Raw genomic sequence first — 24,306 nt, forward strand, 5'->3', positions numbered from 1 at the left:
ACTATTTGAATATTATGATTAGCACACCCTCCTGACGCGAACGGAGCCCCGCATGATCGACAAGTACGCAGGCATGGCATCTGGGGAGCCGTCTGGCTACCTCAACGTAGAGACCAGTGCAGATGTCATCGACGTCGACCTGTACGGCGACAACAACGGCCGCGGCGCCAAGCACCACGACCGCATGGTGGTCGACGCGGATGGCTTTCCCACCCAACGGGACCTGGACGGCACCAGCCTGACCGGCGGACGCATCGTCGAGTCGTTCCGGTGGACCCCCGAACGGGCGACCTGGAGTTCGCCCGCGGACGAGGGATCAGTCGAGAACCCGCAGCCCCGCCTCTACATCGCTAGCGAGCTCAGCCCCGCATCCGTCGCGCTCTACGCCGCGCTCGCCCTCCGCAACGGCGGATCGATTGACGTGCTGCCCGCCGGTACCGTCGAGGTGCGCAAGATACGCGATGTCACGCTGTCCGTTCGACCCGAGGTTCCGCTCACCGCCTACGTCGTGCTCGGTCTCGGCCTCCTCCCCGAAGTCGTCATCCTCGACGAGGACTACAAGCTCATCGCCTACTGGGACGTCGTCATCGACTTCCTCCACGAGGCCTTCATCGGCGACGACTTCCGCGCAGCGAGCCTGGAGATATCCCTCCTCGGATCCGACCTGCGTGCTCAGGTCGCCGGTGAGATCGGGCGCAACGCGCGGCTGGACACCACCGACCCTATCCGGTTCATGAACGTACGCGTTTTCGACCCGGCCTCGCTCACCCGCGGCGAACCGGCCAACGTCACGGTGTTCGGCATGCGGATCGTGTCCATCGAGCCGGCGTCGCAGACGTATCCGGACGATGACGACACCGTAGAGATCGACGGCGAGGGGGGCACCCTCGTTCCGGGCCTGCATGACATGCATGCACATGTGACGGTGTGGCCCGCCCTGCTGTACACCGCCGTCGGCGTCACCAGCGTGCGTGATCTCGGCAACGACCATGCCGCACTCATGGCCAACATGGCGCGCTGGCAGTCGGGGGAGCTTCCCGGGCCGACGAAAGTCGACTACTCCGGGTTCATCGAGGGCACCAGCCCATACTCGGCGAACGTCGGCTTCGTCGTCGGCACACTCGAGGAGGGCCTCCGCGCCGCACGCTGGTACGCCCGCCACGGCTACAGTCGCGTCAAGATCTACAATTCGATGAACCCTGAATGGGTCGCCCCGATTGCCGCCGAGGCTCGACGACTGGGACTGGACACACAAGGCCACATCCCGGCGTTCACCAACGCCCGGGAGATGATCGAGGCCGGCTACCACGAGATCACCCACGTCAACCAGCTCATCCTCACGTGGCTCCTCGAGCCGGGTGAGGACACCCGCACCCTGCTACGGCTGACTGGTCTCGGCCGCGCGAAGGACTTCGACGTGAAGGCCCCTGAGGTACAAGAATTCATCGCGTTCATGAAGGAACGCGGCATCGGCCTGGACACCACGCTGCTGCCTATGGAGGAACTTCTGCTCAGCCGTGCACGGGTCGGGCTCCCCTCGGCCGACGCCCCCCACATCGAGCACATGCCCATCGGATTCCAGCGCAAGCGCCGACTGACCATGCTGCCTGCCACCGACGAAGATCTCGTCGCGTTCGAGCAGGCGTTCCCGAAGCTTGTGGAGCTGGTCGGCGAGATCTACCGGGCCGGCCTTCCGGTGTGGCCCGGGACGGACAACGGCACCAGCTTCTCGATCCACCGAGAACTGGAACTCTACGTTGAGGCAGGGATCCCGGCACCGGAGGTGCTGCGGATCGCGACGCTGGACGCGGCGACCAAGCTGCACAACGACCAGCGCACCGGGTCCATCGAACGTGGCAAGGACGCCGACTTTTTCCTCGTCGACGGCGACCCGACCGCGAACATGCGCGACATTCGCAAAGTCCGGGCGGTGTCGAACAACGGCACCGTCTACTTCCCCGACAAGATCTGGGAGCAGATCGGCGTCCGGCCCTGGGTGACGCCTGTGCAGGTTACCCGGCCGGCACCGGTTCGTTGACGGCTGCCATGACCGAAACGCCCAAGTCGGACGCCCGTGGACAGGAAGCGGTCTACCGCTCGGTCATCGCCGCTGCGATATCCGAGCATGCCGCCGAGCTCCTCGCGCTCAGCCACGCCATCCACGCGCGGCCGGAACTGAAGTTCGAGGAGCACGAGGCTGCACGCCTGGTCGCAGCGACTCTGGAATCTGCAGGTTTCGAGGTACGAGTTGGTGCGTACGGCCTGCCCACGTGCGTGGAAGCGACGATAGGCGCTGGACCCACTGTCACGGTATGCGCGGAGTACGACGCGCTGCCAGAGATCGGCCACGCGTGCGGGCACAACATCAACGCTGCCTCCGCCGTAGGCGCCGCACTGGCGCTGAGCCGGGTCGCTGACAGCCTCGGTATACGGGTCCAGTTGCTCGGCACTCCTGCCGAGGAAGGCGGCGGTGGAAAGTCGCTGCTGGTCGACGCTGGCGCGTTCGACGATTCCGTTCTCGCGGTGATGGCTCACGCGGGGTCGGAGCCGGACTACGACTTCACGGGTTCGACCACGCTGGGCGTCGACAACCTCCGGGTCACGTTCGAGGGGCGGGCAGCGCACGCAGCCGTCGCACCCCACACCGGGCACAACGCCGCAAGCGCGGCCACGCTCGCGCAAGTCGCGATCGGTCTGGCGCGACAGCAGTTCCCCGACGAAGTGCGCGTCGCCGCGATCGTCCAGGACGGCGGCACTGCCACTAATCTCATCCCCGCGCATGCCGTGCTTGATATCGAGGTGCGCGCGTACAACCTGGAAGTGCTGGAAAGTGCCCGTCAGCGGGTACTGGCGTGCTGTGAAGCCGGCGCGCTCGCGATGGGCTGCCAATGGCGTGCCGAGGACGTTCAACCGCGCTACGAGCCGTTGCTCCAGGACGATGTGCTCAGCGTCCTGTGGAACGAGGAGATGGGTGCCCTCGGACGACCGCTGCACCCTCTGACTGATCCGCGACGGCCGGGATCGACAGACATGGGCAATGTTTCGCAGCGGGTGCGCGCGATGCACCCGTTTGTCGGGCTGCGTGGCGTGTCAGCGTCGATTCACACGGAGGAGTTCCGCGCCGCCGCCATCACCGCGGCCGCGGACGACGCGGTACTCATCGCCGCCTCAGCGCTCGCGGGTACGGTCGCTCGGGCAATGTCCGCCCCGGACACCCGCGCAGGATTCGTCTCGAGATGAAAAGAGGGGGTCCGAGTTCACACCAGAGATGACGCCCCCATCACGGCCTTGAACTCAAGAAACTCCTCGAAGCCCCGCGTTCCGGCTTCACGGCCGACTCCCGACTGCTTGTATCCGCCGAACGGAGCGCCCACGTCCAGCCCAGCGCCGTTGATCCCGATTGTGCCAGTGCGCACACGCAGCGCGACCGCGAGCGCCCGCTGCGGATCTGCCGACCAGACACCGCCAGCGAGCCCGTAGTCACTGTCGTTAGCGAGCGCGACTGCTTCGTCCTCAGTGGTGTACGTCGTGACGGCCAGGACTGGCCCGAAAACCTCCTCGCGGAAGATGGCCATGTCGGGCGTCACGTCGGCGAACACGGTCGGGCGGACGTAGGCCCCTTCAAGACCGACGGGTTCCGCGCCCCCGACGATAAGCCTCGCGCCCTCGTCGATGGCCGCGCGAATGTGTGCCAGCACCCGCTCTTTCTGCAGCTCGGACGCAAGCGGGCCGAGGATGGTCTGCTCCTGCGCGGGGTCGTCAGGAACCCAGTTCGCCGCCTCCGCGATGATGGCCTGTCCCCACGCGTCCTTGAGGTGCGCCGGGACGAGAGCGCGGGTGAGCGCGGCACAGGTCTGTCCAGAGTTGGCGAAGCAGGAGCGCAGCACGTCACGCGCCGCCGATTCGAGGGGGGCATCGTCCAGGATGATGGCCGCCGACTTGCCGCCCAGCTCCAAGGCGACCTTCGTGATAGTCGCGCTTGCCGCCCGGGCGACCGCCTCCCCCACCATACGTGACCCGGTGAAGGTGACCATGTCAATGTCTGGGTGCGCCGCCAGCGGTGCGCCGACGCCAGCGCCGTCACCGAAGACGATGTTGACAACGCCTGCAGGCAGACCGATCTCGTCGAGGATCCGCCCGATCAGCACAGCGTTCAGCGGCGCCACCTCGCTCGGCTTGAGCACAACGGTGCAGCCGGCAAGGAGGGCAGCCCCTACTTTGAGCATGATCTGATGCAGTGGGAAGTTCCACGGCGTAATGGCCCCGACCACCCCGACGGGCTCGGAAACCACGAGGGAGTTGGACACCGCCTCACGCTCGACATGCGCCTTCGCGGCTGCTGCCAGAGCGTTCAGATCCGCAATCGCGACGCCCACCTGCGCAGCGCGGGCGAACGCGATCGGCGCCCCCATCTCGGCGCTGAGCGTTTCAGCGATCTCATCACGATGTTCGGCCAGCCCCGCAGCGAGCGCGTCCACCAGGGCGATCCGCTCGGGCATGGGCGTCGCCGCCCAAGCCTGAAATCCACGGGTTGCCGCCAGCACTGCCTGGTTGACCGCGGATTGGTCGCCGGCGACGACCGCTCCGACGATCTGCCCCGTCGCGGGGTTGTGCACCTCGATGAGCGACTGGTCCGTCGCGGACTGCCAGCGTCCGTCGATGAAGTGCCCAGAAATGATCATGCCGACACCGGCGTGACCAAGTGCGCGTCGGGGGCGAGGGGGGCCGGGCGCGGCACACCCTCGTGAATGAGGTGCCAGGGTGAAGGGAACTCGCCCACCGGCACGTTGATGAGAATGGGCTCGTTCGCGCTCACCGCATCCTTGAGGACACCGCTCAACTCTGCCGGGTCATGCGCCCGAGCGGAGGTGATGCCGAATGCGTCAGCCAGTGTGGCGTAGTCGGGGTTGGTGAGGTCGCTGGAGAAGTACCGTGCGCCGTAGCGGTTCTTCTGGATTCGCCGGACGTTGCCGTAGAACCCGTCATGGAACACGATGGTCACCGCGCCCAGCCCGTAGCGCTTCATGGTCGACAACTCCTGCAGCGTCCACGAAAAGCCGCCGTCACCGTTCACCGACACCACTGCGCGTGACGGGTCGGCGGCCTTCACCCCGAGCGCCGTCGCGAATCCGTACCCCAGGGTGCCCTGGTAGCCGGGTCCGATGTAGGTGCGCGGCTGGTATGCCGGGTAGCAGGCACTGGCGGCATAGCCGACCTGGGTGAACTCACTCACGAACACACCGTTCTCGGGAAGTGCCTGACGGATCGCTGACAGGTACTGTCGCTGCGGGGCGATGTCCTCGAACTGCTCAGCCAGCCACGCCCGCACTGCGGAGAACTCATTTTCTCGCGACGGACGCGGTGCCGTCCCGATTTCGTCACGCAGCGCCTCGAGAGCCAGGCGCGCGTCACTCAGCACCCGTACGGCCGCCTCGCGCGGTCCTTCCAGGTCCGCGGCCTCTGCGTTGACCAGGATGACCGGCGCCCCGGCGGTGTTTACCTGCGTGCCGAAGGTGGAGACGAACCTCGTGCCCACAGCGAGCACCAGGTCCGCTTCCGGGCGGAATGCGCGCAGTGCCAGAGAGTCGAACGCGAGACGGTGGCGGGCATCGATTGCGCCGCGACCGTTCTCGGTCATGAGCACCGGAGCCTCCAAGGCCTCGGCGAGTGCGACGAGCGCGGCGGTCGCGTCGGCGGCGATGACGCCGCCACCGACGACGATGAGCGGACGCTGCGCTTTACGCAGTAGTGCGGCGGCGGCAATGATGTCGGAGGCATCAGGCCTGGTAGGTGCGGGTTCCACGCGGGCGGCGATGGCGGCCTCGGTAGTCGCCGCGAGTACGTCCGGCGGTACCTCTAGCGCGACAGGGCGGGGACGTCCGCTGCGCAGCTGCTCGAACGCCTGCGTCACGAGGCCGGGGATGTCGTCGGCAGAGCGGGCAGTGCCCGTCCACTTGGTGAGGCTGCGAAGAACGCCCGTCTGGTCGGGAATCTCGTGCAGCGCTCCCAGCCCTTTGCCCATCGCGCCGGAGTCGATCTGACCGGCGATGAGCAACATGGGCGAGTTGGCGGAGTATCCCGTCGCGACCCCCGCCAGCGCGTTGAGTACGCCCGGGCCGGGCACCACCATGGCGACGCCGACGTCGCCGGTGCTGCGAGCGTACCCGTCCGCCATGTAGGTCGTGGCCTGCTCGTTGCGCGCACACACGAACTCCACCTGATCCGCCCGCTTGTAGAGCGCGTCGGCGGCAGCATCAAGCTGCACGCCCGGGATGCCGAACACTTTGTCGACGCCCTGCGCGAGGAGCGATTCCACCAGGACGTCACCACCGGTTGTAATTCCCATAAGCCAACCCCTTCAGTCCAGACCATAGTATTCGTTACAATCATCTATGACAAATAGATGATCTCGATCATTGCTGCCTTCCCCTGGGAGACAGTGAGATGATTGTGTGAATCGCGTGCCAGAAGCCGTGAGACCGGAGGATTCATGACTATCGCTGCCGTAGACGAGGAGGCTGGCCTCAGCCGCTTCGCCGGTTCCCCGCTGCGAAATCGTTCCGTCGCGGAAGGCCTCGTCGCCGAGATCGAGCGCGAGATCGAAGTGCAGAAGTTGCCAGCGGGCTATCGGATCGGAACAAAACAAGACCTCTGCGCCCACTACGGCGTGGCCCCTGCAACCCTCGGTGAGGCGATGCGCGTGCTGCGTGCACGCGGGGTCATCGAAGTGCGGCCCGGCCCAGGCGGTGGGATGTTCGTCGCTCAGCAGTCTCCGCTGCTCCGCCTGGCACAAAGCGTCACTCAGCTTCGGCAAGACGGTGCCACCATCAACGAGGTGGTGGGAGTGCTGGACGCCCTGGATGAAGCGGTGCTGCGGGACGCGTCAGCGAACCGCACCGACGCCGACCTCGCCGAGTTGGACGAACTCCTCGAAGAGCTCACTCGCGTCTGGAGCGACCCTGTCGCCGGGTTGCACTGCAACTGGCGGTTGCACCGACGTATCGCCAAGATCTCGCCGAACGCGGTGCTACGCACTTTCTATATGAATCTCGTCGACTACATCGAGGCAGAGAGCGCCGGTGAGACGAGCCTGGACGTGTTGGGATTCCAGCCTGACACCGATGAGCGTCTGCAGATCCACCGCGACCTCGTCGAGGCGATTCGCTCGCGTGACGCGCAGGAGAGGGCGGATGCGTTGGTTCGGCACCGCACGCTAGGACGGTGACCAGCGCCAAACGGTCCGGTGCTTACGGCTCGAAGTAGGTTGGCGCGCCGTCGGTCCGTAGACCTCCGACTCGCGCGATCAACTCGGCGACGTCGAGACCGGCGATGCCCTCGGACGGGTCCAGCCGAACGATGATCTCACCGTGACGATGCTCGTCCGGATCCTTGATCTGCAAGTCCACCACGCGACTGTCCAGCCACACCCATGGTAGGCCGTCGGCATAGCGGCGAACCGCGTCGATCTTGTCGAACTGGACCGGCAGAAACGGCCACGGCTCCGCCGGCAGATCCAGGACGCCGCGCAACGCAGTGTGCGCGTTATGCCCCCACTCCGACGCCCACACCACGTCGAACGCCTCAGCAAGTTCCGCCAGCTTGCGTGACGCGGCGTCGGGAATGGCGACATCGCGCGACCACTTCCCCCATGCGGATACACGATGCACGGTCACCGGCACCGTCGGCTCGTCCTCTAGCACCACCACGTCGCTGATCCCCAGCACACAGATCGGCTTGGCGCCGCTGGGCCTGATCGCTTCGTACTTAGCCATGTCAGTCCTCGACGGCCGCCACGAGCAGAGGAGCATCCGCGGCACCCTCGAAATAGTTGCCACCTTCGATTCGCACCAGCGCATCCTCTTCGGTGAACGACACCGCGACAGGGTCCCCGCCGCCCTCAACCGCACGGACCTGCTTCGCCATCATGCGCCGCAGCATCGCAATACCCTGGTCCGTTGTCGTCAGGTGATCTTCGCTGTGAATCGAGATCTTCCCCTGCGACGACTGCGCCTCATAGTCACCGGGCATCCGCTGGTGGTCCGGTTCGTCCAGGTCAGCCCACGGACGCCCCTCGTGGGTGGATCGCAGCTTGCCCAGGAACTGCGGGTCGGCATCCCGCGCCAGCGTGAAGATCTTGAAGTTCACGTCGTCCAGCGGCACCACCCACCCGATGATGTTGGTCGGGCCTGAGGCGAGCTTCGGGCTGGCCACAACACGCAGGTTCGGGAAGATGACCTCGGTGATCCGGCGAAGGGATCGGCCGTCACCGAGGTCGCGCATCTGAATCGACCGCACGCCCCGCGGCGTGTACTCATAGGTAACCTCGGGGATGAGCGCCATCTCCGCGGTGAACTGGAACCCGCTGAATCGTGCGTGAAGGATGGGCACGTGGAACGGGTCCATCACGTTCTCCCAGTGCTGCAGCCAGTTGAAGTCCAACAGCGCCGGCCCCCCACCGCCGACGCCGGTGTCGTTGACGATGAGCACCTCACCTTCCGGGATGTCCTCGAACACGTCGTAGCGAGGCAGTACCGGCTTCTTCTCCGGCGGCCCGAGGTACGCCCAGATCAGCCCGTACTGCTCCTGCACGGGATACCACGGCTGTCGCACCCGGTCGCGGTGCAGGCCAAGCTCCGGCTCACACGGCTGTTCGAGACAATGTCCCTGCGGGTCGAACACCCAGCCGTGGTAGCAGCATCGGATGCCGTCCTCTTCCACGCCGCCGTAGTACAGCGATGCGCCGCGGTGAATGCAGCGGGGATGAAGCAGTCCGAGAGCGCCTTTGCGCGTGCGGAAAAGCACAAGGTCTTCGCCGAGCACCTTCACGAGGATGGGGCGAGTCGTTGCTTCTTCTACCTTCGCGATGGGATGCCAGTAGCGTCGCATCACCTCGCCGTAGGGCGTGTCCGGCCCTACCAGGGCGAGGTTCTCCAGCGGCGCGCCGAGGCGCAGTCCGTATGCGGTTCCAGTGTCCATGTGTGCTCCGTCTCAGATGTCCAGGACGAGGGTGGGTGTCTTTGAGCGCGAGACGCAGATCATCATCGTCTCGTTGGCCTGCTGCTCGATGGGGTCGAGAATGCTGTCACGATGCTCGGCCTCACCGTCGATGATGCGGGTCTCGCAGGTACCGCAGACTCCTTCGAGACAGGAGCTCGGTACCGGGATGCCAGCCTTCTCCAAGGCGTCGAGGATGGAGCAGCCAGCGTCCACCGTGACGCGCAAACCCGAGGTGCGGGCCTCCACCTCGAACGCCTCCCCGTCGCCGAAATCGTCGAAGGATTTCGGCTGGAACCGTTCCACATGTAGCGTCCCGGCCGGCCAGTCCACGCTCAGAGTCTCCAACTCGTCCAGCATCCGCTGCGGCCCGCAGGCATAGACCGCGTGGTCTTCGCCGACGTCTCCGATCCACGCCTTCAAGTCCACGCGGGCGTCGCGGTCTCCGGCAAGGATCGTGGAATGCGGGCCGGCAAGAAGATTGTGCCGAAGGAAAGCCATACGTGACAGCGACCGTCCGATGTACAACAGGCGCCATCGAGATTCAGCCAGCTCCGCCTCGCGGATCATTGGCAGGATCGCGGTCATACCAATCCCGCCCGCGATGAAAATCGTCTCTTCTGCGGGACCGTATGCGAAGTTGTTGCGCGGTGGGCTCGACACGAGTGCATCTCCCGGTCGAAGCTCGCGGTGGATGAAGCGCGACCCGCCGCGGCTGACGTCCTCGCGCAGCACCACGATCGCCCAATGAGTCCGCTCACGGGGATCCGACACGAGCGAATACTGCCGTTCCACGCCGTTCGGGAGGGTCACGTCGATATGCGCCCCGGCCTCCCACTCGGGAAGCTCGACGCCATCAGGATGCTCCAGGCGCATCGCCAGCGCGCCGTCCGCTTCCCACCGCATGCCCCGCACGATGAGGCTGATTGGGCCCTCGGGGTTCACTGGCTCCGCACTCATCTTTGAGTCTCACCTTCCTGCGATTGACAATAACCGTTATTATCAATAATCCGTATTGTAAAGATGCGGCCGAACGACTGTCAATGCGGACCAGCAAGGAGACCCACAGCGATGACCGTGAAACTGCGAAACGACCTGGAAGCGATCCCCAGCTACCGTCAAGGAAAGGCGCCCGCTGCGGCCGACCGCGAAATGTACAAAGTGTCGTCCAATGAGAATCCGCACGCGCCCCTGCCGTCCGTGGTCTCGGCCATCGCGGCGACGGCGGGGACTGTGAACCGATACCCCGAGACCGCCGCCGCGCAGCTGACGCAGCGGCTAGCTGACCTGTTCGGCGCTGACACGTCGCAGATCGTGCTGGGGGCAGGATCTGTCGAGAGCCTCTCGCAGCTGATCCGTGCCACGAGCGGACCGGGCGACGAGGTGCTGTTCGCCTGGCGCTCGTTCGAGGCGTACCCGATGCTCGTTCGGGCGGCTGGGGCAACGCCGGTGACGGTGCCGCTGGCCGCGGGACATCGTCACGACCTCGACGCCATGCTTGCGGCCATCACTCCGGCCACCCGCCTGGTTATCGTGTGCAACCCGAACAACCCCACCGGGACAGTTGTTCCCGACGCCGAGATCCGCCGATTCGTGCAGGGCGTTCCGAGCGATGTGGTCGTGCTCATCGACGAGGCCTACTACCAGTTCAACTCCGACAGCCCAGCACCTGGCGGTGTGGACCTCTTCCACGAGTTCCCCAACGTCGTGGTCGCGCACACATTCTCGAAGGCCTACGGTTTGGCGGGCGTCCGCGTCGGATACGCGCTGGCAGCGGAGCGGATCACGGCCGCGATGCGCAAGGTGGCCGTCCCGTTCGGGGTCACCGGTCTCGCCCAGTCCGCCGCGCTGGCGTCGCTGGATGCCGAGCTCGAACTGGAGCAGCGCGTGAGCGGGCTCATCGCTGGACGAGAGCGGATCGCCGGCGCCCTCGCCGCCGCGGGGTGGACACTTCCCACTTCCCGCACGAACTTCCTGTGGTTCCCGCTCGGTGATGACACTGTCGCAGCGGCCAAGGTGTTCGACGAGCACGGCCTTGTGGTCCGCCCTTTCCCTGGCGAAGGACTCCGCGTCACCATCGCCGAGGACCCCGCGAACGACCGCATCCTCACCGCCGCAAGGGAGCTCGCCGAGCGTGGCCTGACCGGCGGACTCTTTTCCCCGCAGCAGGCTTCCCCCGTGTTGCACTGATTGGTCGGCGCCTGTCAGTGGGGGCGGGCAGGCAAGGACCACATAGGCGGCATCTTTCGCAGGGTTCATCCTGTCGCGGGCTCAGGCGTGGCCGGTCGACGCTGTGACGGAGAAATCCTCGATGAGAAAGCGGGCGCTCAGGTTAGAGGACTTGTCGTACCCATAGGTGATCGTCCCGCCGTTAAACGTATTCCCCCGGCTGATCAGCCGACCAAGCTGGTCGTACGTGTACGTCGTGGTCCCGTTCCCGTCGACCCGGGTCGCCCGGAGGCCCCGATCGGTGTACGTGTTCGTGATCGTTGCAGTTCCGTCCGAGAACGCCGTGGTGAGAAGCCGGTCCTGCTTGTCGTACGTGTACGTGGTCGTCGTCCCGGCACCATCGGTCGCGGTCTTCAACCGGCCGAAGTCGTCGTACGTGAACGCACGCGCGCCGAGCGAGGAGCCGGTGACAGGGGTCATCGAGGTGAGCTGCTAGTTCGTGTTGTACCCGTAGAGGGTCTTGTTCGACCCGTTCCCCGGCGCGAGCGCCGTCGCCACAGTCCCATCCGCGTTGTACGTGAGCGTCGCGACGGCCGCGTTCGCGTTGGTGCTGCTGAGCTGGTTGCCGGCACCGTTGTACGTGTATGTCGACGAGTTGCCAGCGCTGTCCGTCGACGACGAAGCGAGGTACTGGGTGGATGCGGCGGTGTTCGAGAACGCCTGCGAGCTGGTCCGCCCACCAGGCGCCTGCAAGGACGTAGGCGAGTCTCCCCCGTTTGCCCCATACGTGGCTGTCGTGGTGCCGGCGGTGGAGCCCGTCCCGGAGGTCGCCGTGGCGGTGTCACCGTTGGGGGTGTAGGTTTTCGCGCTGCCGCAGTGTTCGACGCACCCGCCGCAGAGCTCAACGAGTTGTACGTCTGGCCGATGCCGACTTGGCCGGTCACGCCCACCAGCGACAAGCTGCGGGTCGACACCCGCAGGTTGCCTGTCGCGACATCCACCCCCACGCCTACCTGATCGGAGACCTGGAAGGGGATCTCCGTCGCACCCGGGCGAGCACCCGTCACCCCTACCGTGACAGGACCAGTCGGAAGCGCGGCATACGCTGGAGTTGCGACGCCCACCAACAACGCTGCGCTGAGCAGACCCACCGAAACCGCAGACATCAACCGCTCAGCCGTAGAACGCACCCAGGCCCCAACCTGTCGTCATGAAGGCCGCAGCAACAGTGCCCGCGGTTGCTCGGACCTTAGCGTTGCCTATCTCAAACCGGAAGATAAAAATCTTCAGCGCGGAGTATGGATTATTGCCGAGGATATTGCGAGGGCGAGGTCAGCCCGACATGAGCCCGATTGTCGGCGGGGTCCAGAAGAGAGCGTCGTGCTGCGCGAACGGACCGCACGCGTAGGCGAACCCGTAGAGGAATCGGCGCCGCGCTGAGAAGGTCTCGGTATGGAAAGTGACGGCAAGTCCGAGGCGCGGGCAGCAGGTGGTCTCATCACGCAGCGGTTGGCCGCCGAACGAGGGCGCGTGACGGCGATCGTCTATCTGCTCTGGGGATCTATGTTGCTCGCTACCGGCGTGTCGCGCGGAGTGCCGTCAGATGCCTTGGGGTGGATTCTCGCTGGCGCTGCGATCATTCCGGGCATTGCTCTCATGGTGTACGGTGTGCTCACCCTGCGCGCGCACAAAGCGGATCACTGATTTCGAGGCACGACACGGCGTGGGCGCGGGGCAGCAAACTCCTGTGGCTCGTGGGTGGAGTCGCACCGCAGGTAATGAATGATCCGATGGTTGACTGTGGCCCTCGGTTCCACATAGTCGGTGTCTGCATCTTCGCTCTGCTGCTGGTCTACTTCGTCGGAATGCTCATCGTGACGCTTTCGACTGGCGTGAGGTTCTCGATCCCGCAGTGGCTGGTGGTCGGGCTCCTGATCCTGTCTGCGGTGCTCGGCCTTGCATGGCAGGTCCGCTGCCTCGTCGTAGCCCTACGGGCCCCCGATCGATGACAATCGCGCAGCAGTTGTTGGCTTCTCGTCTCGGAGGCCTTTAGCCTTCGGAAATGGGATACAACCCGGTCGCACCGCGGGATTGGGCAATCGGGCAGCTTCTGATCGTGATGAGTGCACTCGCGATTTTGGGAGGCATTGCTTGCTTGCTCTTCTTGGACCTGGAACGGACGACCCCTTGAGGACTTCCGGCATGGGTGCTGTTCTCGGCCCTCATTGTGTCCGGGGTCGTGGGGGTGATCCGCGGAGTGCGAATGAGGAGAAAGGACCGCGGATCGCCGCCACCCGATGACACGGACCCGGGTGTTGGCGACCGCTAGGGGCCGGAGGGGAGTCGCACATCGGGGAACCATCCTGCAGGGGGTTCCGTGTACGGCAACGGCTCGCCCGGCTCGCACGCATCTTTCGACTTCGCGAAGGGGCCGTCAGGGCTGAGAAGTAGGTTCATGTGGTGGTCCGCGTGGTCGCGCCACCAGACGCTCGCGCCCGTCGCGGGGTCGAGTCGCAGGTGCTCCCAGGAGCGCCACAGGCCCTCGAGGCGTGCGACTGCCTCCGGGTGACGCCACCAGTCCGCGGCCCACCGGTAGCGGGCGTTTCCCGGCCCGACCGGGCGTGTGTACATGTGGCGCAGGTACTCCCGCACAAACTCGTCGACGGACCCGTAGACCAGCTCAGGTGTCGGCTCGTCGACGTCATCGCGGAAGTCGTCGAGCAGGTCACTCATCGCGCGGCTCGCTTTCTTCGATCACGCCAGCTCGAGCAGGGGCGACCGCGGCGGGCGTGCTGTGGGAAGGATCGTGCGCGGCGATCGATGCGCGCAGCGCGGCCGCGTGCGGCCCCTTCATCCATGGGATCGTCTCGACGAGGGTGGCGGGGGCGCCGGAGGCGAACACTACCGCGCGTCCACGCGGCAGTGCACCGAGGTCAGCGACGTCGAGAGTGCGTTCGCGCTGCACTCCGTGGGAGGTGGACCGGGTGCCGCGGCCGACGCTGGTGGAGGTTGTGCGGCGGTCGTAGTCACCGATCATCTGGGAGAGCTCGTTGAGGAACTCCGGTTCCTTCACTCCCCCGCCGTAGACGGCGACGTTCGAGGCGCTCCACAGTTTCCGCATTCCGTCGCGCCCCCACACCTGCACGCCTTGGGACCAGGACTGCAGAATCGTCATCAGCACGATTCCGCGGGACCCGTAGTGGCTGTAGAGGTCGGGGAGGTCGTGCCAGCGGCACACGTTCGCAGCCTCGTCGAGAACACCGAGCATCGGCACCTGGAGGCGACCGCCCGGCTGCGTGGTCGCGTACTCCTCGGCCGCCTCGACAGTTGCGGCCGTCAGCGCCGTCACCAGCGGGCCGGCGGTGCCGCGGCCTTCCTTGGACAGGCTGTAGAGGGTGTCGCTCCCGCGCACGAACGCGTGTGGGTCGAACTGCGGCCGCGAATCGAAACCGCCTTGGGGCGTCACCCACTGAGCGATCGCGCGCACCTTGAGGCACGATGCCATCTGCGCGGCGGTGCCGTAGACACTGTCACGACGGCGGGACTCGCCGTTGACCTGCCCGGAGACGGCATCCGCCATGTGCTCGTACCCGTGACGGCGGAGGATCCGCACCGGCTCATCGTCGCCGGGCGTGGTTGTCCAGGTGAAGGCGGTCGTGATCGGCAGGCCCTCGAGCGCTGCGGCGAGGAGGAAGCCGGCCAGGAGATCCTGACCGGCGTTGTCGAAATACGCATCCCCGCGGCTGTCGCTGGAGCGTGAGCCCGAGGCGAAGTGCGCGGCCAGTTTCGCGGCCTTCACATCGTCGGTCACGTAGCTGAGCGGGTTCCACCACCAGGTGGGAGCCTCGAGGGCGATGCTCTGCGGGTCGAAGGCCCACACCTGCCCCTTGGTCGCACGGAGCTCGCGAGTGGCGTCCAGGACGTCGCGCTTGTTCGACGTCGTCAGCACAGCACCGGGAGCATCCGCGATCACCGGGATGACGTACGCAGTGGACTTACCGATTCGCGGGCCGGCAATCAGCGTGATCATGTCCTCGGGAGAGGCGTAGATCCGCTGCCTGCCGGCGACGGTGATGCCGATAAGCACACCGACCCAGTCGCGGACGCCGAGACGCTGCGCGGTCTGACGGGCGCCCGACGCGGAGAGGGACTGCAACTGCCGGCCCTTGCCCATGTGCTTCGCGGCGGTGTCAACAGACGACCGGCGCCCCCGTGCTCGAGCAGCCGCAACAGCGACGCGGATCCCGAGAGCAAGAACGACACTGCCGAGTACCGCCATGATCCAGGTGGCGGATGCCGGCCAGACGAGCTTGCCGCGGAGGACCCCGAAGAAGACCTCGAAGGGGTCGGAGGTCTGCCCCTCGTTCACGCCGTCGAGCTGCGAGCCGAGTGCAACGGCACCCCACACGACTCCGAGCACCAGAAACACGGTCACCACCGCGATCAGAAGCGCGATCGTCGAGCCGTCGACGCCCTGACCGCGCTTGTTGGTTGCGCTCATGCTGCGCCTTCTTCCTGCTCATCGGGGACCTCTTGGGCCGCGTGGGCGGCGTCGTCGAGGCCGATCATCGGGTTCGACTCGTCCGGTTCGGGGAACGCGGTCGTCGCGTGCCAGAGCTTGTTGGTGTCGTTGATCGAGCGCTCCGCTTCGGCGAGCTCCACCTTGATCGGGATGCCGGGGTGCCCGCCGACCTTGATGAGGAACTTCCCTCGTCCGGGAGGTTCCGAACCAGGCCCGGACTCCCACGTGCCGGGGTCCTGCCAGGACGTCAGAAGCTCTTGCTCCGCGTGAGACAGCGGCACCGCTGTCGTCAGCTGCGGCATCTCAGCCACGGGGAGTCCACCGCAGACCACCATCCCCGAGCGCTCGACGAAGCCGCGAGCCTTCATCCGGTCGTCCTCGCTAGGCAGAGCCAACAGGTCGCTCATGGTGTGCGAAATCATCGCCAGACCGACGCCGCGCTGCCGGTTCAGGCGGGTGAGGGCATCGACACGGTCGACCATGCCTCGCCCGGCCCGCAGGGCGCGCCACAGCTCGTCGAGGATCACGAAGTAGTGCCGGCGCGGCTCGAGGCCGGCGTCAGCGAGAGCGTTCGCGACGTTGACGGTGCCGAATCCCGCGGACCAGCAGGCGAGCAGGATCGCCGCTTGCATGTCGGTGTCAGAGTCGTCGATCGACGAGACGTCGTAGACGACAGGACGGTCCCGAAGCATCGGCACGTCTGTTGCGTGGGCGAAGGTCTCACCGAGGCGACCGCCCGAGGTGAGACTGATGAGGGACGCTTCCAGATTCTCCGTGATCGCCTTGTAGCGGCCAAGGTCGCCCCGGTCGAGGGCAACGTCACGGACCTCCTGCGGTGCCTCTTGGATGACTCGCAGCAGGTCGCCCAGAACCGGCACTCCGTCGTGGTGCTCGTCGAGCACCCGGAGCGCGCGGTCGATGATCGACTCCTCGCGATCGGTGGGGGGCTCCTTGCGGAGGATCGTGAGGAGCGCCGACACCATCGTGTGCCGGCGGCCGTGAGCGTCCGCGAGTACCTGCGCGCGTTCCTTTTCCTTGCCGGCTGCGCGGAGCCGTTCGGCAGCCTCGAACGCCTCGCCAGGATCGAGGATGTTCAGGTGCCCGCGCCCGCGGCCGAGGGTGATGACCTGTCCACCTAGAGCGCGGATCATGTCGACGTAGTCCGGCTTCAAGTCACCGAGGACCAGGGGCAATGTGCCTAGGCCCGCGAGACCGGCCGCGGTGCGGCGTGTGTACGTCGACTTGCCGAGACCCGGCAGCCCGAGGACGAACATCGACGGGTTGTTGATGAGATCCGCGTCCTGGAACCAGGAAATCGGATCCGCGCACACCGTCGCGCCCGTGAACAGTTGCAATCCCATCGGGACACCGATCATCGGTGTCCCGCTACCGACCGAGAACGGGTGCAGCCCGCACACCTGCACGGTCGTCCCGCGCCACTCGTCGACCGGGGCGACGACGCCCACCTCACCGCGGCCACGTCCCAGCCACCCACGGGGGCCAGGACGCTTGATCGCGGGCTTCTTCTCCTTCTCCGTGCGGGTGCTCTTCGCGGTCGGAGCGAGCTCCTGCGGCTTGCGCTTCTGAGGCCGGCGGCGGCGCTGGTCATCGAGTGCGGGCATTACAGCTGCTCCCTAACCTCGTTGGGTAGCTGCAGGTGCTTCGGCAGGACGAGACCGAGGGGCAGAGCCGCCGCGAAAGCGGAGTCCTGCGAGCCGTGCACCAGGCGCAGACGGAGGCGCGCGGTAGCGGAGAGGTTGTCGATCGCCGCCCTCGCGTCCGCCTCCTGGGAGGCGTCGAGCACCGTCGCCGTCACGAGCATCCCGAACTGGACGAGGCCGGCGCCTGCGGCCTCCTCAGCCGCCGTCGCCACAGCGGCACGCGCACTGGTCAGATTCCGAGCCGTGGGCTTGTCGGAGCTGGCGAGGTTGAACGAGGACGCGCGCACGTCCGCTTCGACGATTGCTGCAGCCTTGGCCGCGTCGATCGGCCGATACAGCAGAGTCACCCGCTTCCGCGCGATATCGCGGTGCGGGGCGAGCAGGCGGGACAAGATGCTCGAGGGCACGTTGCCGCGCGGTGCGCCGCTCATCATCCAGGTCACAGACAGCGCGGAGTCGTGACGGTAGGTGTCCCACCCCGCCTGATGCGCCGTAGGACCAACCTCAGGCCAGTAGAGCTCGGGCGGTTCTCCCGCCGCATTCGCTTCGTCGATGAGACGTGCCGCTGCGGGGTCGTAGGCCACGCGGATCACTTCGCACAGTTGCTGCGCAGTGAGGGGGCGAGACGTGCCCGCACCGGTCGCTGTCAGGCCCTGCGTGAGGCCAGGGAGGCGAGACGCGAGTTCCCGCCCCATGTCCTCAGCGGTGCGCTTACGGCCACCAACCCGGGACGCCGCGTTGAAAGTGAGCGCCACGTAGGCGCGAATGGTCGCGGACCCCGCCGGGTACTGATCCACCAGGTTCTCGAGCAGCTGCCTCGCGAACGCCGGAGCATCGTTATCGATACGACTCGCGACCTCACGGCGCAGGCGGGTGCCTGAATCCGGGGCTGTCTCAAGGGTCACCGAAACGGCTTCAATCCCCGGCTCGTTGCCGAGGGTCGCGAGCCACATGCCCCACTCGGCAACCCACGCGTCGATCTGCTCACGATCGACCAGCGCCGCACCATCGGGCTCGGTGCCGATGACGACGGTGTAGTGAGACGTCGACGGGATCTGGACCAGGGCAAAGGGCCGGTTGTAGGAGTCGCGCCATTCGGTGAGGCGCGACCCGGCAGCGAGCCCCGGCAGCTGCACGGTTCCCCACTCTGCGCGGCCGAGAGGCCCCGAGCGGTAGAGGTGTGCGCCCTTCGACTTCGTGAACATCCATCCCACCCTTGTTGCGGCCCGCGACAGCAGGCTCCGTCCGTGCTTGTCCCTCGCTGCCACCGTCAGGAGGAACAGCCCGAAGATCAGTCCTGTGATGACGCCGTTGCCGATGTTGGAGACCATCGTCACGACGACGGCGAAACCGGCGCCCGTGAAGAGGATCCCCGTGCCGAGCGCGCTCAGCCCGAGGAGCCCCGCGGTGGTCGGCTTCGTCCAGTTGCCGTAGCTGCGCGGCGCGCCCGTCGCCGTCTCGCTCGTCATGGTCATGTCCGATCGCGTCGCTTACTGCGACCCTGACGGGCCGTTGGTGGAATCGTCTGTGGCGGTCTGGGCAGCCTGCTTGGTGGCTGCGGCGGCACCCTTCGCCGCCTTCACGCCGGCCTCGGCGACAAGCACGGCAGCGCCAGCGGGGCCGGCACCAGCTGCGGCGCCGCCACCGGCTGCGGCACCCCCGCCCGACATGGCGCCCGCGGCGGCTTTTCCGCCGCCTGCAGCGGCGCCACTAGCCCCGCCGCCCGATCCAGCCGTCGGTACAGGCCGCGGCGCGGAGCCGCTCCCCGCGCCGGTTGCCGGAGAGCCGGGGCTGTTGGCGGGCGCTCCGCCACCGCCGCCGCCGGCCGAGGATCCGGCCGAGCTCGACATACGGCGGACCGCACCGGTAGCGACGTCTCCGCCGATCGCGCCGGCGGCGCCTGCCAGCGCCATGCCAGCGCCCCCGCCCCCCGCGACGGCGCTGGTCATGGGAGCGACGAAACGCAGCAGCGCCGGCAGAGCGACGAGCGCCATGAGCATCAAGGCCATGCCGGTCAGAATCGACCAGAGTCCTCCACCGTCGTCGAGGAAGACGTCGGTTCCGACGAGTTGGAACGCCGCGGCATAGATGAGCGCTGCGGCGGGCTTGTAGAGAACGAAAGCGAGCGTCCAGCCGATGACGCGGCCGAACTATTGACGCCCCATCTGCGTGTTGGTGAAGCTCGCCGTGAGCGGAAGCACCCCGGCGAGAATGACGAGCAGCCCACCGCGCACCACCATGAGCGCGACCTGCACAAAGACCATCAGCATCGCGATCGCTGCGAGTACGAGGACGCCGATGATGCCGATGGGTGAAGATGCGGTGAGCGCGAGCATCGCCGCGACGTTGGTCCCGAAGCACTGGGATGCCCCGCCGGCAGAGACGTCGCAATCTGTTGCGTTGTTCAATACCCAGACGGAGAACGCGTCAGCTGCCGTCACCGCCAGAGTGAGGATCGCGAGGCCCGCGCCTGAGACTGCCAAGAGCGTGATGAGCGACTGAATCAGTTCCTTACCCGGCTGTGCGCGCTGCTCCCACGCCATGCGGAGGCCGCCGACGATGACCGACAGAACGGCCAGCCCGCCGACGTAGAACCAGAGGGAGTTCTGCAGGAAACCGACCGCCGACGAGGACCCGTCCGGGGCGGAAGAGCTCAGGAGGCCGCCGACGAGTGCAGACGCCCCCGAAATGAGCATCACGGCAAAGAAGATGATTCCCAGCGCCCCGACGCTGCGAATGCCCTCACCGCGACGGACGCGCACGGTGACGAGCGCGCCGAGTGCGATGAGGGACAGCAAGGCGACCGTCAGTCCGATGTACGTGACGTAGTTGAGAATCGTGCCGAACGCTTCACTCCCTGGCGGAGTACCGCCCCCGGTCGTCGAGCCGTCGCCGGCCGTCAGCACAGGAGTGGGCACCTGCACCCACATGCTGCCCATGCTCGCAACCGCGGCGCCGAAGCCCTCGAGAGTGCGATTCATGAGTTCCTGAATCGCGTCGTTCGACGCCTTCGACACGACGTCGCCCACGGCGTTGCCGCCCTTGCAGACGAGATCCCACCACTCGCATTCGGCCGCAGCAGCCATGGGTCAGGCTCCCGACCAGGGGATGTAGCCACCGAGGTTCTGCAGACCCGCAGGGGCGAGAGGAAGGTCGCCCGAGGCGGTCATTTCGACTTTCCAGTCACCTTCCACCCACTGCAGCTTCAGCGGCACGCTGACAAGCGAGCCGTCCGAGTAGTTCAGGGCCAGGTCGATGGTGGCGCTGTCTGCGCTGTATGCCGCCACCTTGAAGCCGGCGACCTGAGCGCGAAGGCTCGACGAGCTACCTGCCGAGTCCTGAGCCTCAAGAGCGTCGCGACCCGGTCCGGGTGCGACAAGGTCGATGAGACGCGGACCGAGGTTGGCGTCCGTGCCCGTAGCCACGAAGTTGACGGCCGCGAACAACGCCCCCTCCGCTGTGCGGGCAAAGCACGAACGGAGGCCGTCGTCGACAGAGCCAGGACCAACCTCGGCTTCTGTCGGGGCCGCCATCGTGCCCACGAGCTCCCACGTGTTCGTCGGTGCCGCGGTCAGAGAGCTCGAATCCTCGACCGCCGTGAGGTCGCAGACGCTGGGATCGTCGTCCGCCACCGGCGTTGTCGACTCTGCGGGTGTGGAGGTAGGCGTGGGCGGTGTCGCGTCGTCGTCGCCGTTGAACAAGCCGGCGATGAGAGCGATCACCGCGATTACCGCGATCAGGCCCACCACCGCAGCCGCGACGATGAGGCCGCGGCTGCGGAACGGGCTAGGAGTGTCCGTGCTCACTTGAGTCTCCCCCGAGGGTGGTTATGCGCCAGAGATGAAGCCGACGAGCGCGGTTGCGGCGCCGATGATCATGACGCCGGTCAGGATCGATACGAACGTCTTGATGTGCTCGCCGCCTTCACCGCGGCGGGAGTTGAACATGAAGAGGACGGCCACGAAGATCAGCGCGAGAACCGCGGCGATCAGACCCACCCACTTTGCCCACCCGAGGATCGTGCTCACGGCCTCGAATCCGGGAGGAGCGACCGGTTCTGGGTCGGGAAGGGCGGAGGCGTAGTAGACGACGTCGTGTCCGAGCTGCGAGAGCGACATGGTGGTCCTTTCAGTTGTGAGCAGGGCTGCTCGAGGTCACGTGCAGTTCCGCGAACAGCTCGCGGAATGCCTTGGGCAGAGGCGTTGAGGGGTCTGCGGGGCCGAGCCGCCAGGCGTCGACCCACGGCAGTGTCCATACGTGAGGAAGGCCGCCGCTGACGACCTGCTGCAGGTCGCGCAAAGGCTTTGGGAGCCGGCCGGGAGCGTCCGCGATGAGCACCAGGCCGGCGAGGGTCACCGAGTTGCCGAGGGAGCCGGATGCCCATTCTGTCGCGGCACGCTGCGCAGCCGTCAGGCCTTGATAGTTGGAGCGTGCGACGAGGATGACGTTCATTGCGATGTTGGGCGGGTCTGCGATCGGCCACCCGTGTTGAGCCGGCCGAGTGTCCTGCGCGAGCGTGGCCAGAGTCGACTCGCCGGCCCCACCGTGGACGCCGAGCCACCACACCTTCGCGGGCCATGGCTGAGACCACCGTGGAAGCCTGTCCGCCGTGTCGGGAACGGGGATGCCGGCCTGCGGTGTCTGAGGTCCCCTTGGGCGACGAGATAGCGAGGCATCGGGCACACCCGGCTGTTCGGATGCTGCGTGGTCAGGCCTCGTGATCCATGGATTGACGTTCGACATTCCCTCTCCCCCGTTGCGTCTCTTTCATCCTGAATCGCAGGTCGATCGCCGACCGGTTCAATCCAGCAGATGGGAAAACTCTAACGACGTAAACCTACCTAGAGCATCTTCAAATAGTCCATTTGACGTCATTACAGCCTTCTCATGAGTACGTTAGACAGGGTGACGGACAGACCGAGACATTGGAATTCGCTCGTAGCGGGAACGGCGAGTCTGCTTCTCGCAGCGATGCTTGCGGGCTGCAGCGGGAGCTCCACGCCCACTGAAGGCATGGCGTCGGGGACGCGGAACCCCACCAGCACAAGTCCCGTCAAGCCCACTCCCCCGGCGGACACGGGCGCGACTGTCGCGCCCGTCCCGGAGGCTGAGAGCGGCAGCCAGGCCGCCGCGATCGACGCGGCCACGGCCGCTCTGACTGCCTACGCGCAGCCCGAGCTCCCCTATCAGGAGTGGATCAACGGTCTGTACCCGTACCTCACCCAGGCCGGCGCAGCCGCGTATGAGGACACCGACCCCGCTCGCATTCCCGTCCGGAAAGTCACGGGGCCGGGCGTCATCCTCCCGGCCTCCACGGAGGTCGCGCTGATCGTTCAGCTTCCGACCGACGCCGGCAACTACAACGTGAGCCTCAGTCGCCCGAACGCCGTCGCGGCGTGGCTGGCAGACCGGATCCGGCCAGCAGACGGCTGACATGGCACAAGGGACGAAGAACTTCACCGGCGCGCTGATCATCGGCACGCCGATCATCGTCGTGGTGAGCATCTTCGCTCTTGTCCTGTTGTTCATGACCGGCGGTAGTGCGTCCGCCGCCTGCAGCGGCGGTGTCGGCACCGCCGACCCCGACAACGTGCCCGAGGAGCCTGTCGCCGGCTACTCCGGGGAGCAGCTGCAGAACGCCGCGCTCATAATGAACGCCGCCGTTCCGCTCGGCCTGGATCGTCAGGCTCAGGTGATCGCCGTGATGACCGCAATGGGCGAGAGCTCGCTGCGCAACATCGACTTCGGGGACGACGTCAATGGCGTCACCAACCCGGACGGGACCCCCACGTGCTCCCTCGGGTTGTTCCAGCAGCAGTGGTGCATCGGCAGCTGGGGAACCAAGGAGCAGGTGATGGACCCCACCTATGCGGCCACCCAGTTCCTCACCCGCCTCGCCGCCGTCGACGAGTGGACGTCGCTCGAGCCGAGCGTCGCCGCGCACAAAGTGCAGCGCAACGCCGACCCGTTCCACTACGAGAAGTTCTTCGACGCGGCCAACCAGGTCGTCACCGCCCTCGCCGGAGGCGGCGGATGCACAGGCACCGGAGCCATTCAGTTCCCCCTCTCCGAGGGATACAACATGACGTCCGGCTTCGGCCCCCGCAACATCAGCGTCCCCGGCGCACCTTCCTGGCACGCCGCCGTCGACCTGCAGCACTGGCCCAACCCCTGCGGTGACCAGATCTACTCCATCAGTGCCGGCACCGTCACCTACAAAGCCGGATACCAACTCACCGTCAAAGCGCCCGAGGGATGGAGCGTGTCGTACCTCCACATGAGGATGGATCAGGTCTCCGTCGACGTCGGGGACACCGTCACCGCAGGGCAGCCGATCGCCCTCGTCGGCAATGAGGGACCGTCCAGCGGATGCCACCTCGACTTCCGCATCAACCAGATCGGCAGCACCGACCAAGCAGTGCTCGCCCTGCCCGAGGCCGTTTCGCTCGGGTCGCCTGCCCGCTACGCCGGCTTCGTCCACCCCGAAGAGTTCTACGAGCTGTTCGGCATGGAGCTTTGCCCGCCCTCATCGTGTGAGAGGCAGTGATGACCGCGGTCCCGCCCTATCCCGTCATTCACGTCACCGTCGCCGCTGACGGAAGCGCCCACGCGAACGTCGCCGGTCGTCACGACGACTTCCCCGCCGCGGAGCTCACCGACACCCGCCAGGCGGTCATCGGCTACGCGACGACGATTGCCGCCGAGCTACGCCGTCCCGTCCGCATGAAGATCGTCGACCCAGACGGCGAGTGGAACGTCGCCGTCGAACCGAACGGCAACGTCATCGAGGATCCACACGCCGCCGCCCGCCGCGCGCGCCCCAGGAAGGCGCCAATCACCGCGGCAACACCGACGCAGCAGATCCCGCGGGGGCCGGTGCCACCAACCCCGCCGGCGGAGCCGGTGGCATCCGCGTGGGCGGCGCCGAAGGCGCCGGACGAATACGACGAGCCGGACCCC

The 24,306-nt window shown here is 66.6% G+C and carries 22 protein-coding genes and 1 pseudogene; 8 read left to right on the top strand and 15 right to left on the bottom strand.

What is annotated here, in order from left to right; all coding sequences use genetic code 11:
- The first annotated feature begins 52 nt into the window (after window positions 1–52).
- The gene (locus ACIGEP_RS16690; RefSeq protein WP_396662772.1) at window positions 53–2,038 is read left to right on the top strand and encodes an amidohydrolase family protein; all 1,986 of its coding nucleotides are present in this window, start codon (window positions 53–55) and stop codon (window positions 2,036–2,038) included.
- An 8-nt stretch (window positions 2,039–2,046) separates the two neighbouring features.
- On the top strand, window positions 2,047–3,240 hold the full coding sequence (locus ACIGEP_RS16695) for an amidohydrolase (protein WP_396662773.1): 1,194 nt from the start codon (window positions 2,047–2,049) through the stop codon (window positions 3,238–3,240).
- A 17-nt stretch (window positions 3,241–3,257) separates the two neighbouring features.
- On the opposite strand, the gene ACIGEP_RS16700 is transcribed toward ACIGEP_RS16695, so the two are convergent.
- Both ACIGEP_RS16700 and ACIGEP_RS16705 read right to left on the bottom strand, forming a co-directional pair.
- Window positions 3,258–4,682 (bottom strand): aldehyde dehydrogenase family protein, encoded by a 1,425-nt coding sequence (locus ACIGEP_RS16700; RefSeq protein WP_396662775.1) that lies wholly within the window; start codon window positions 4,680–4,682, stop codon window positions 3,258–3,260.
- A complete protein-coding gene (locus ACIGEP_RS16705; protein WP_396662776.1) occupies window positions 4,679–6,346 on the bottom strand; it encodes a thiamine pyrophosphate-dependent enzyme in 1,668 nt (555 codons plus the stop codon). The genes ACIGEP_RS16700 and ACIGEP_RS16705 overlap by 4 nt, the downstream gene beginning before the upstream one ends.
- A 144-nt stretch (window positions 6,347–6,490) precedes the next feature.
- On the opposite strand from ACIGEP_RS16705, the gene ACIGEP_RS16710 reads away from it, so the two are divergent.
- Window positions 6,491–7,225 carry a FadR/GntR family transcriptional regulator gene (locus ACIGEP_RS16710; RefSeq protein ID WP_396662778.1) on the top strand — a complete coding sequence of 245 codons (735 nt, stop codon included), beginning with the start codon at window positions 6,491–6,493 and terminating at the stop codon, window positions 7,223–7,225.
- Between the two features lie 22 nt (window positions 7,226–7,247).
- Here ACIGEP_RS16710 and ACIGEP_RS16715 read toward each other — a convergent pair whose 3' ends face one another.
- The 3 genes from ACIGEP_RS16715 to ACIGEP_RS16725 are packed head-to-tail and all read right to left on the bottom strand — an operon-like array spanning window position 7,248 to window position 9,954.
- Entirely contained in the window at window positions 7,248–7,772 is a 525-nt protein-coding gene (locus tag ACIGEP_RS16715; protein WP_396662780.1) for a hypothetical protein, read from the bottom strand.
- A 1-nt stretch (window position 7,773) separates the two neighbouring features.
- Entirely contained in the window at window positions 7,774–8,976 is a 1,203-nt protein-coding gene (locus ACIGEP_RS16720; RefSeq protein WP_396662781.1) for a Rieske 2Fe-2S domain-containing protein, read from the bottom strand.
- 12 nt (window positions 8,977–8,988) lie between these two features.
- Entirely contained in the window at window positions 8,989–9,954 is a 966-nt protein-coding gene (locus ACIGEP_RS16725) for a PDR/VanB family oxidoreductase (RefSeq protein WP_396662782.1), read from the bottom strand.
- Window positions 9,955–10,065: 111 nt separating this feature from the next.
- Between ACIGEP_RS16725 and hisC the strand changes: the two genes are divergently transcribed.
- The gene (hisC, locus tag ACIGEP_RS16730; protein ID WP_396662783.1) at window positions 10,066–11,184 is read left to right on the top strand and encodes a histidinol-phosphate transaminase; all 1,119 of its coding nucleotides are present in this window, start codon (window positions 10,066–10,068) and stop codon (window positions 11,182–11,184) included.
- An 81-nt stretch (window positions 11,185–11,265) separates the two neighbouring features.
- On the opposite strand, the gene ACIGEP_RS16735 is transcribed toward hisC, so the two are convergent.
- Together ACIGEP_RS16735 and ACIGEP_RS16740 are read right to left on the bottom strand one after the other, a co-directional pair.
- The gene (locus tag ACIGEP_RS16735) at window positions 11,266–11,643 is read right to left on the bottom strand and encodes a hypothetical protein (RefSeq protein WP_396662784.1); all 378 of its coding nucleotides are present in this window, start codon (window positions 11,641–11,643) and stop codon (window positions 11,266–11,268) included.
- A 12-nt stretch (window positions 11,644–11,655) separates the two neighbouring features.
- The gene (locus tag ACIGEP_RS16740) at window positions 11,656–11,916 is read right to left on the bottom strand and encodes a hypothetical protein (protein ID WP_396662785.1); all 261 of its coding nucleotides are present in this window, start codon (window positions 11,914–11,916) and stop codon (window positions 11,656–11,658) included.
- Between the two features lie 699 nt (window positions 11,917–12,615).
- On the opposite strand from ACIGEP_RS16740, the gene ACIGEP_RS16745 reads away from it, so the two are divergent.
- Window positions 12,616–12,867 (top strand): hypothetical protein, encoded by a 252-nt coding sequence (locus ACIGEP_RS16745; protein ID WP_396662786.1) that lies wholly within the window; start codon window positions 12,616–12,618, stop codon window positions 12,865–12,867.
- Window positions 12,868–13,488: 621 nt separating this feature from the next.
- On the opposite strand, the gene ACIGEP_RS16750 is transcribed toward ACIGEP_RS16745, so the two are convergent.
- From ACIGEP_RS16750 to ACIGEP_RS16785, 8 genes are all read right to left on the bottom strand, one after another.
- A complete protein-coding gene (locus ACIGEP_RS16750; protein WP_396662788.1) occupies window positions 13,489–13,896 on the bottom strand; it encodes a DUF4913 domain-containing protein in 408 nt (135 codons plus the stop codon).
- Window positions 13,889–15,664, bottom strand: coding sequence for a type IV secretory system conjugative DNA transfer family protein (locus ACIGEP_RS16755; RefSeq protein WP_396662789.1), 1,776 nt, complete (start codon window positions 15,662–15,664; stop codon window positions 13,889–13,891). Before ACIGEP_RS16755 ends, ACIGEP_RS16750 begins: the two co-directional genes overlap by 8 nt.
- Window positions 15,661–17,307 carry an ATP/GTP-binding protein gene (locus ACIGEP_RS16760; protein ID WP_396662790.1) on the bottom strand — a complete coding sequence of 549 codons (1,647 nt, stop codon included), beginning with the start codon at window positions 17,305–17,307 and terminating at the stop codon, window positions 15,661–15,663. The genes ACIGEP_RS16755 and ACIGEP_RS16760 overlap by 4 nt, the downstream gene beginning before the upstream one ends.
- Window positions 17,307–18,815: an SCO6880 family protein gene (locus ACIGEP_RS16765; RefSeq protein WP_396662800.1), complete on the bottom strand. Its 1,509-nt coding sequence runs from the start codon at window positions 18,813–18,815 to the stop codon at window positions 17,307–17,309. Before ACIGEP_RS16765 ends, ACIGEP_RS16760 begins: the two co-directional genes overlap by 1 nt.
- Before the next feature lie 681 nt (window positions 18,816–19,496).
- Entirely contained in the window at window positions 19,497–20,432 is a 936-nt protein-coding gene (locus ACIGEP_RS16770) for a hypothetical protein (protein ID WP_396662792.1), read from the bottom strand.
- 3 nt (window positions 20,433–20,435) lie between these two features.
- Window positions 20,436–21,152: a hypothetical protein gene (locus ACIGEP_RS16775; protein WP_396662793.1), complete on the bottom strand. Its 717-nt coding sequence runs from the start codon at window positions 21,150–21,152 to the stop codon at window positions 20,436–20,438.
- Between the two features lie 21 nt (window positions 21,153–21,173).
- Entirely contained in the window at window positions 21,174–21,464 is a 291-nt protein-coding gene (locus tag ACIGEP_RS16780) for a hypothetical protein (protein WP_396662794.1), read from the bottom strand.
- A gap of 10 nt (window positions 21,465–21,474) precedes the next feature.
- Complete coding sequence (locus tag ACIGEP_RS16785) at window positions 21,475–22,089, bottom strand: DUF6668 family protein (protein WP_396662795.1); 615 nt, start codon at window positions 22,087–22,089, stop codon at window positions 21,475–21,477.
- A gap of 270 nt (window positions 22,090–22,359) precedes the next feature.
- Between ACIGEP_RS16785 and ACIGEP_RS16790 the strand changes: the two genes are divergently transcribed.
- The 3 genes and pseudogenes from ACIGEP_RS16790 to ACIGEP_RS16800 all read left to right on the top strand — a co-directional run.
- A complete protein-coding gene (locus ACIGEP_RS16790) occupies window positions 22,360–22,779 on the top strand; it encodes a hypothetical protein (RefSeq protein ID WP_396662797.1) in 420 nt (139 codons plus the stop codon).
- A gap of 1 nt (window position 22,780) precedes the next feature.
- Window positions 22,781–23,893, top strand: a complete 1,113-nt coding sequence (locus ACIGEP_RS16795; protein WP_396662798.1) for a M23 family metallopeptidase — start codon at window positions 22,781–22,783, stop codon at window positions 23,891–23,893.
- Window positions 23,893–24,306, top strand: a pseudogene (locus ACIGEP_RS16800) (hypothetical protein); the annotation flags it as partial. The gene ACIGEP_RS16795 and the pseudogene ACIGEP_RS16800, both read left to right, overlap by 1 nt.

This window comes from Microbacterium sp. NPDC077663, from assembly GCF_044542795.1.
GTDB lineage: Bacteria > Actinomycetota > Actinomycetes > Actinomycetales > Microbacteriaceae > Microbacterium.

What these genes read in the sequence shown, in the direction of transcription:
- ACIGEP_RS16795 (WP_396662798.1), top strand. Translation starts at nt 22,781, where the DNA reads ATGGCACAAGGGACGAAGAACTTCACCGGCGCGCTGATCATCGGCACG.
- ACIGEP_RS16700 (WP_396662775.1), bottom strand. Translation starts at nt 4,682, where the DNA reads ATGATCATTTCTGGGCACTTCATCGACGGACGCTGGCAGTCCGCGACG.
- ACIGEP_RS16755 (WP_396662789.1), bottom strand. Translation starts at nt 15,664, where the DNA reads ATGAGCGCAACCAACAAGCGCGGTCAGGGCGTCGACGGCTCGACGATC.
- ACIGEP_RS16780 (WP_396662794.1), bottom strand. Translation starts at nt 21,464, where the DNA reads ATGTCGCTCTCGCAGCTCGGACACGACGTCGTCTACTACGCCTCCGCC.
- ACIGEP_RS16720 (WP_396662781.1), bottom strand. Translation starts at nt 8,976, where the DNA reads ATGGACACTGGAACCGCATACGGACTGCGCCTCGGCGCGCCGCTGGAG.
- ACIGEP_RS16695 (WP_396662773.1), top strand. Translation starts at nt 2,047, where the DNA reads ATGACCGAAACGCCCAAGTCGGACGCCCGTGGACAGGAAGCGGTCTAC.
- ACIGEP_RS16715 (WP_396662780.1), bottom strand. Translation starts at nt 7,772, where the DNA reads ATGGCTAAGTACGAAGCGATCAGGCCCAGCGGCGCCAAGCCGATCTGT.
- ACIGEP_RS16760 (WP_396662790.1), bottom strand. Translation starts at nt 17,307, where the DNA reads ATGCCCGCACTCGATGACCAGCGCCGCCGCCGGCCTCAGAAGCGCAAG.
- hisC (WP_396662783.1), top strand. Translation starts at nt 10,066, where the DNA reads ATGACCGTGAAACTGCGAAACGACCTGGAAGCGATCCCCAGCTACCGT.
- ACIGEP_RS16790 (WP_396662797.1), top strand. Translation starts at nt 22,360, where the DNA reads ATGGCGTCGGGGACGCGGAACCCCACCAGCACAAGTCCCGTCAAGCCC.
- ACIGEP_RS16770 (WP_396662792.1), bottom strand. Translation starts at nt 20,432, where the DNA reads ATGGCTGCTGCGGCCGAATGCGAGTGGTGGGATCTCGTCTGCAAGGGC.
- ACIGEP_RS16710 (WP_396662778.1), top strand. Translation starts at nt 6,491, where the DNA reads ATGACTATCGCTGCCGTAGACGAGGAGGCTGGCCTCAGCCGCTTCGCC.
- ACIGEP_RS16735 (WP_396662784.1), bottom strand. Translation starts at nt 11,643, where the DNA reads ATGACCCCTGTCACCGGCTCCTCGCTCGGCGCGCGTGCGTTCACGTAC.
- ACIGEP_RS16785 (WP_396662795.1), bottom strand. Translation starts at nt 22,089, where the DNA reads ATGTCGAACGTCAATCCATGGATCACGAGGCCTGACCACGCAGCATCC.
- ACIGEP_RS16750 (WP_396662788.1), bottom strand. Translation starts at nt 13,896, where the DNA reads ATGAGTGACCTGCTCGACGACTTCCGCGATGACGTCGACGAGCCGACA.
- ACIGEP_RS16705 (WP_396662776.1), bottom strand. Translation starts at nt 6,346, where the DNA reads ATGGGAATTACAACCGGTGGTGACGTCCTGGTGGAATCGCTCCTCGCG.
- ACIGEP_RS16745 (WP_396662786.1), top strand. Translation starts at nt 12,616, where the DNA reads ATGGAAAGTGACGGCAAGTCCGAGGCGCGGGCAGCAGGTGGTCTCATC.
- ACIGEP_RS16725 (WP_396662782.1), bottom strand. Translation starts at nt 9,954, where the DNA reads ATGAGTGCGGAGCCAGTGAACCCCGAGGGCCCAATCAGCCTCATCGTG.
- ACIGEP_RS16690 (WP_396662772.1), top strand. Translation starts at nt 53, where the DNA reads ATGATCGACAAGTACGCAGGCATGGCATCTGGGGAGCCGTCTGGCTAC.
- ACIGEP_RS16765 (WP_396662800.1), bottom strand. Translation starts at nt 18,815, where the DNA reads ATGACGAGCGAGACGGCGACGGGCGCGCCGCGCAGCTACGGCAACTGG.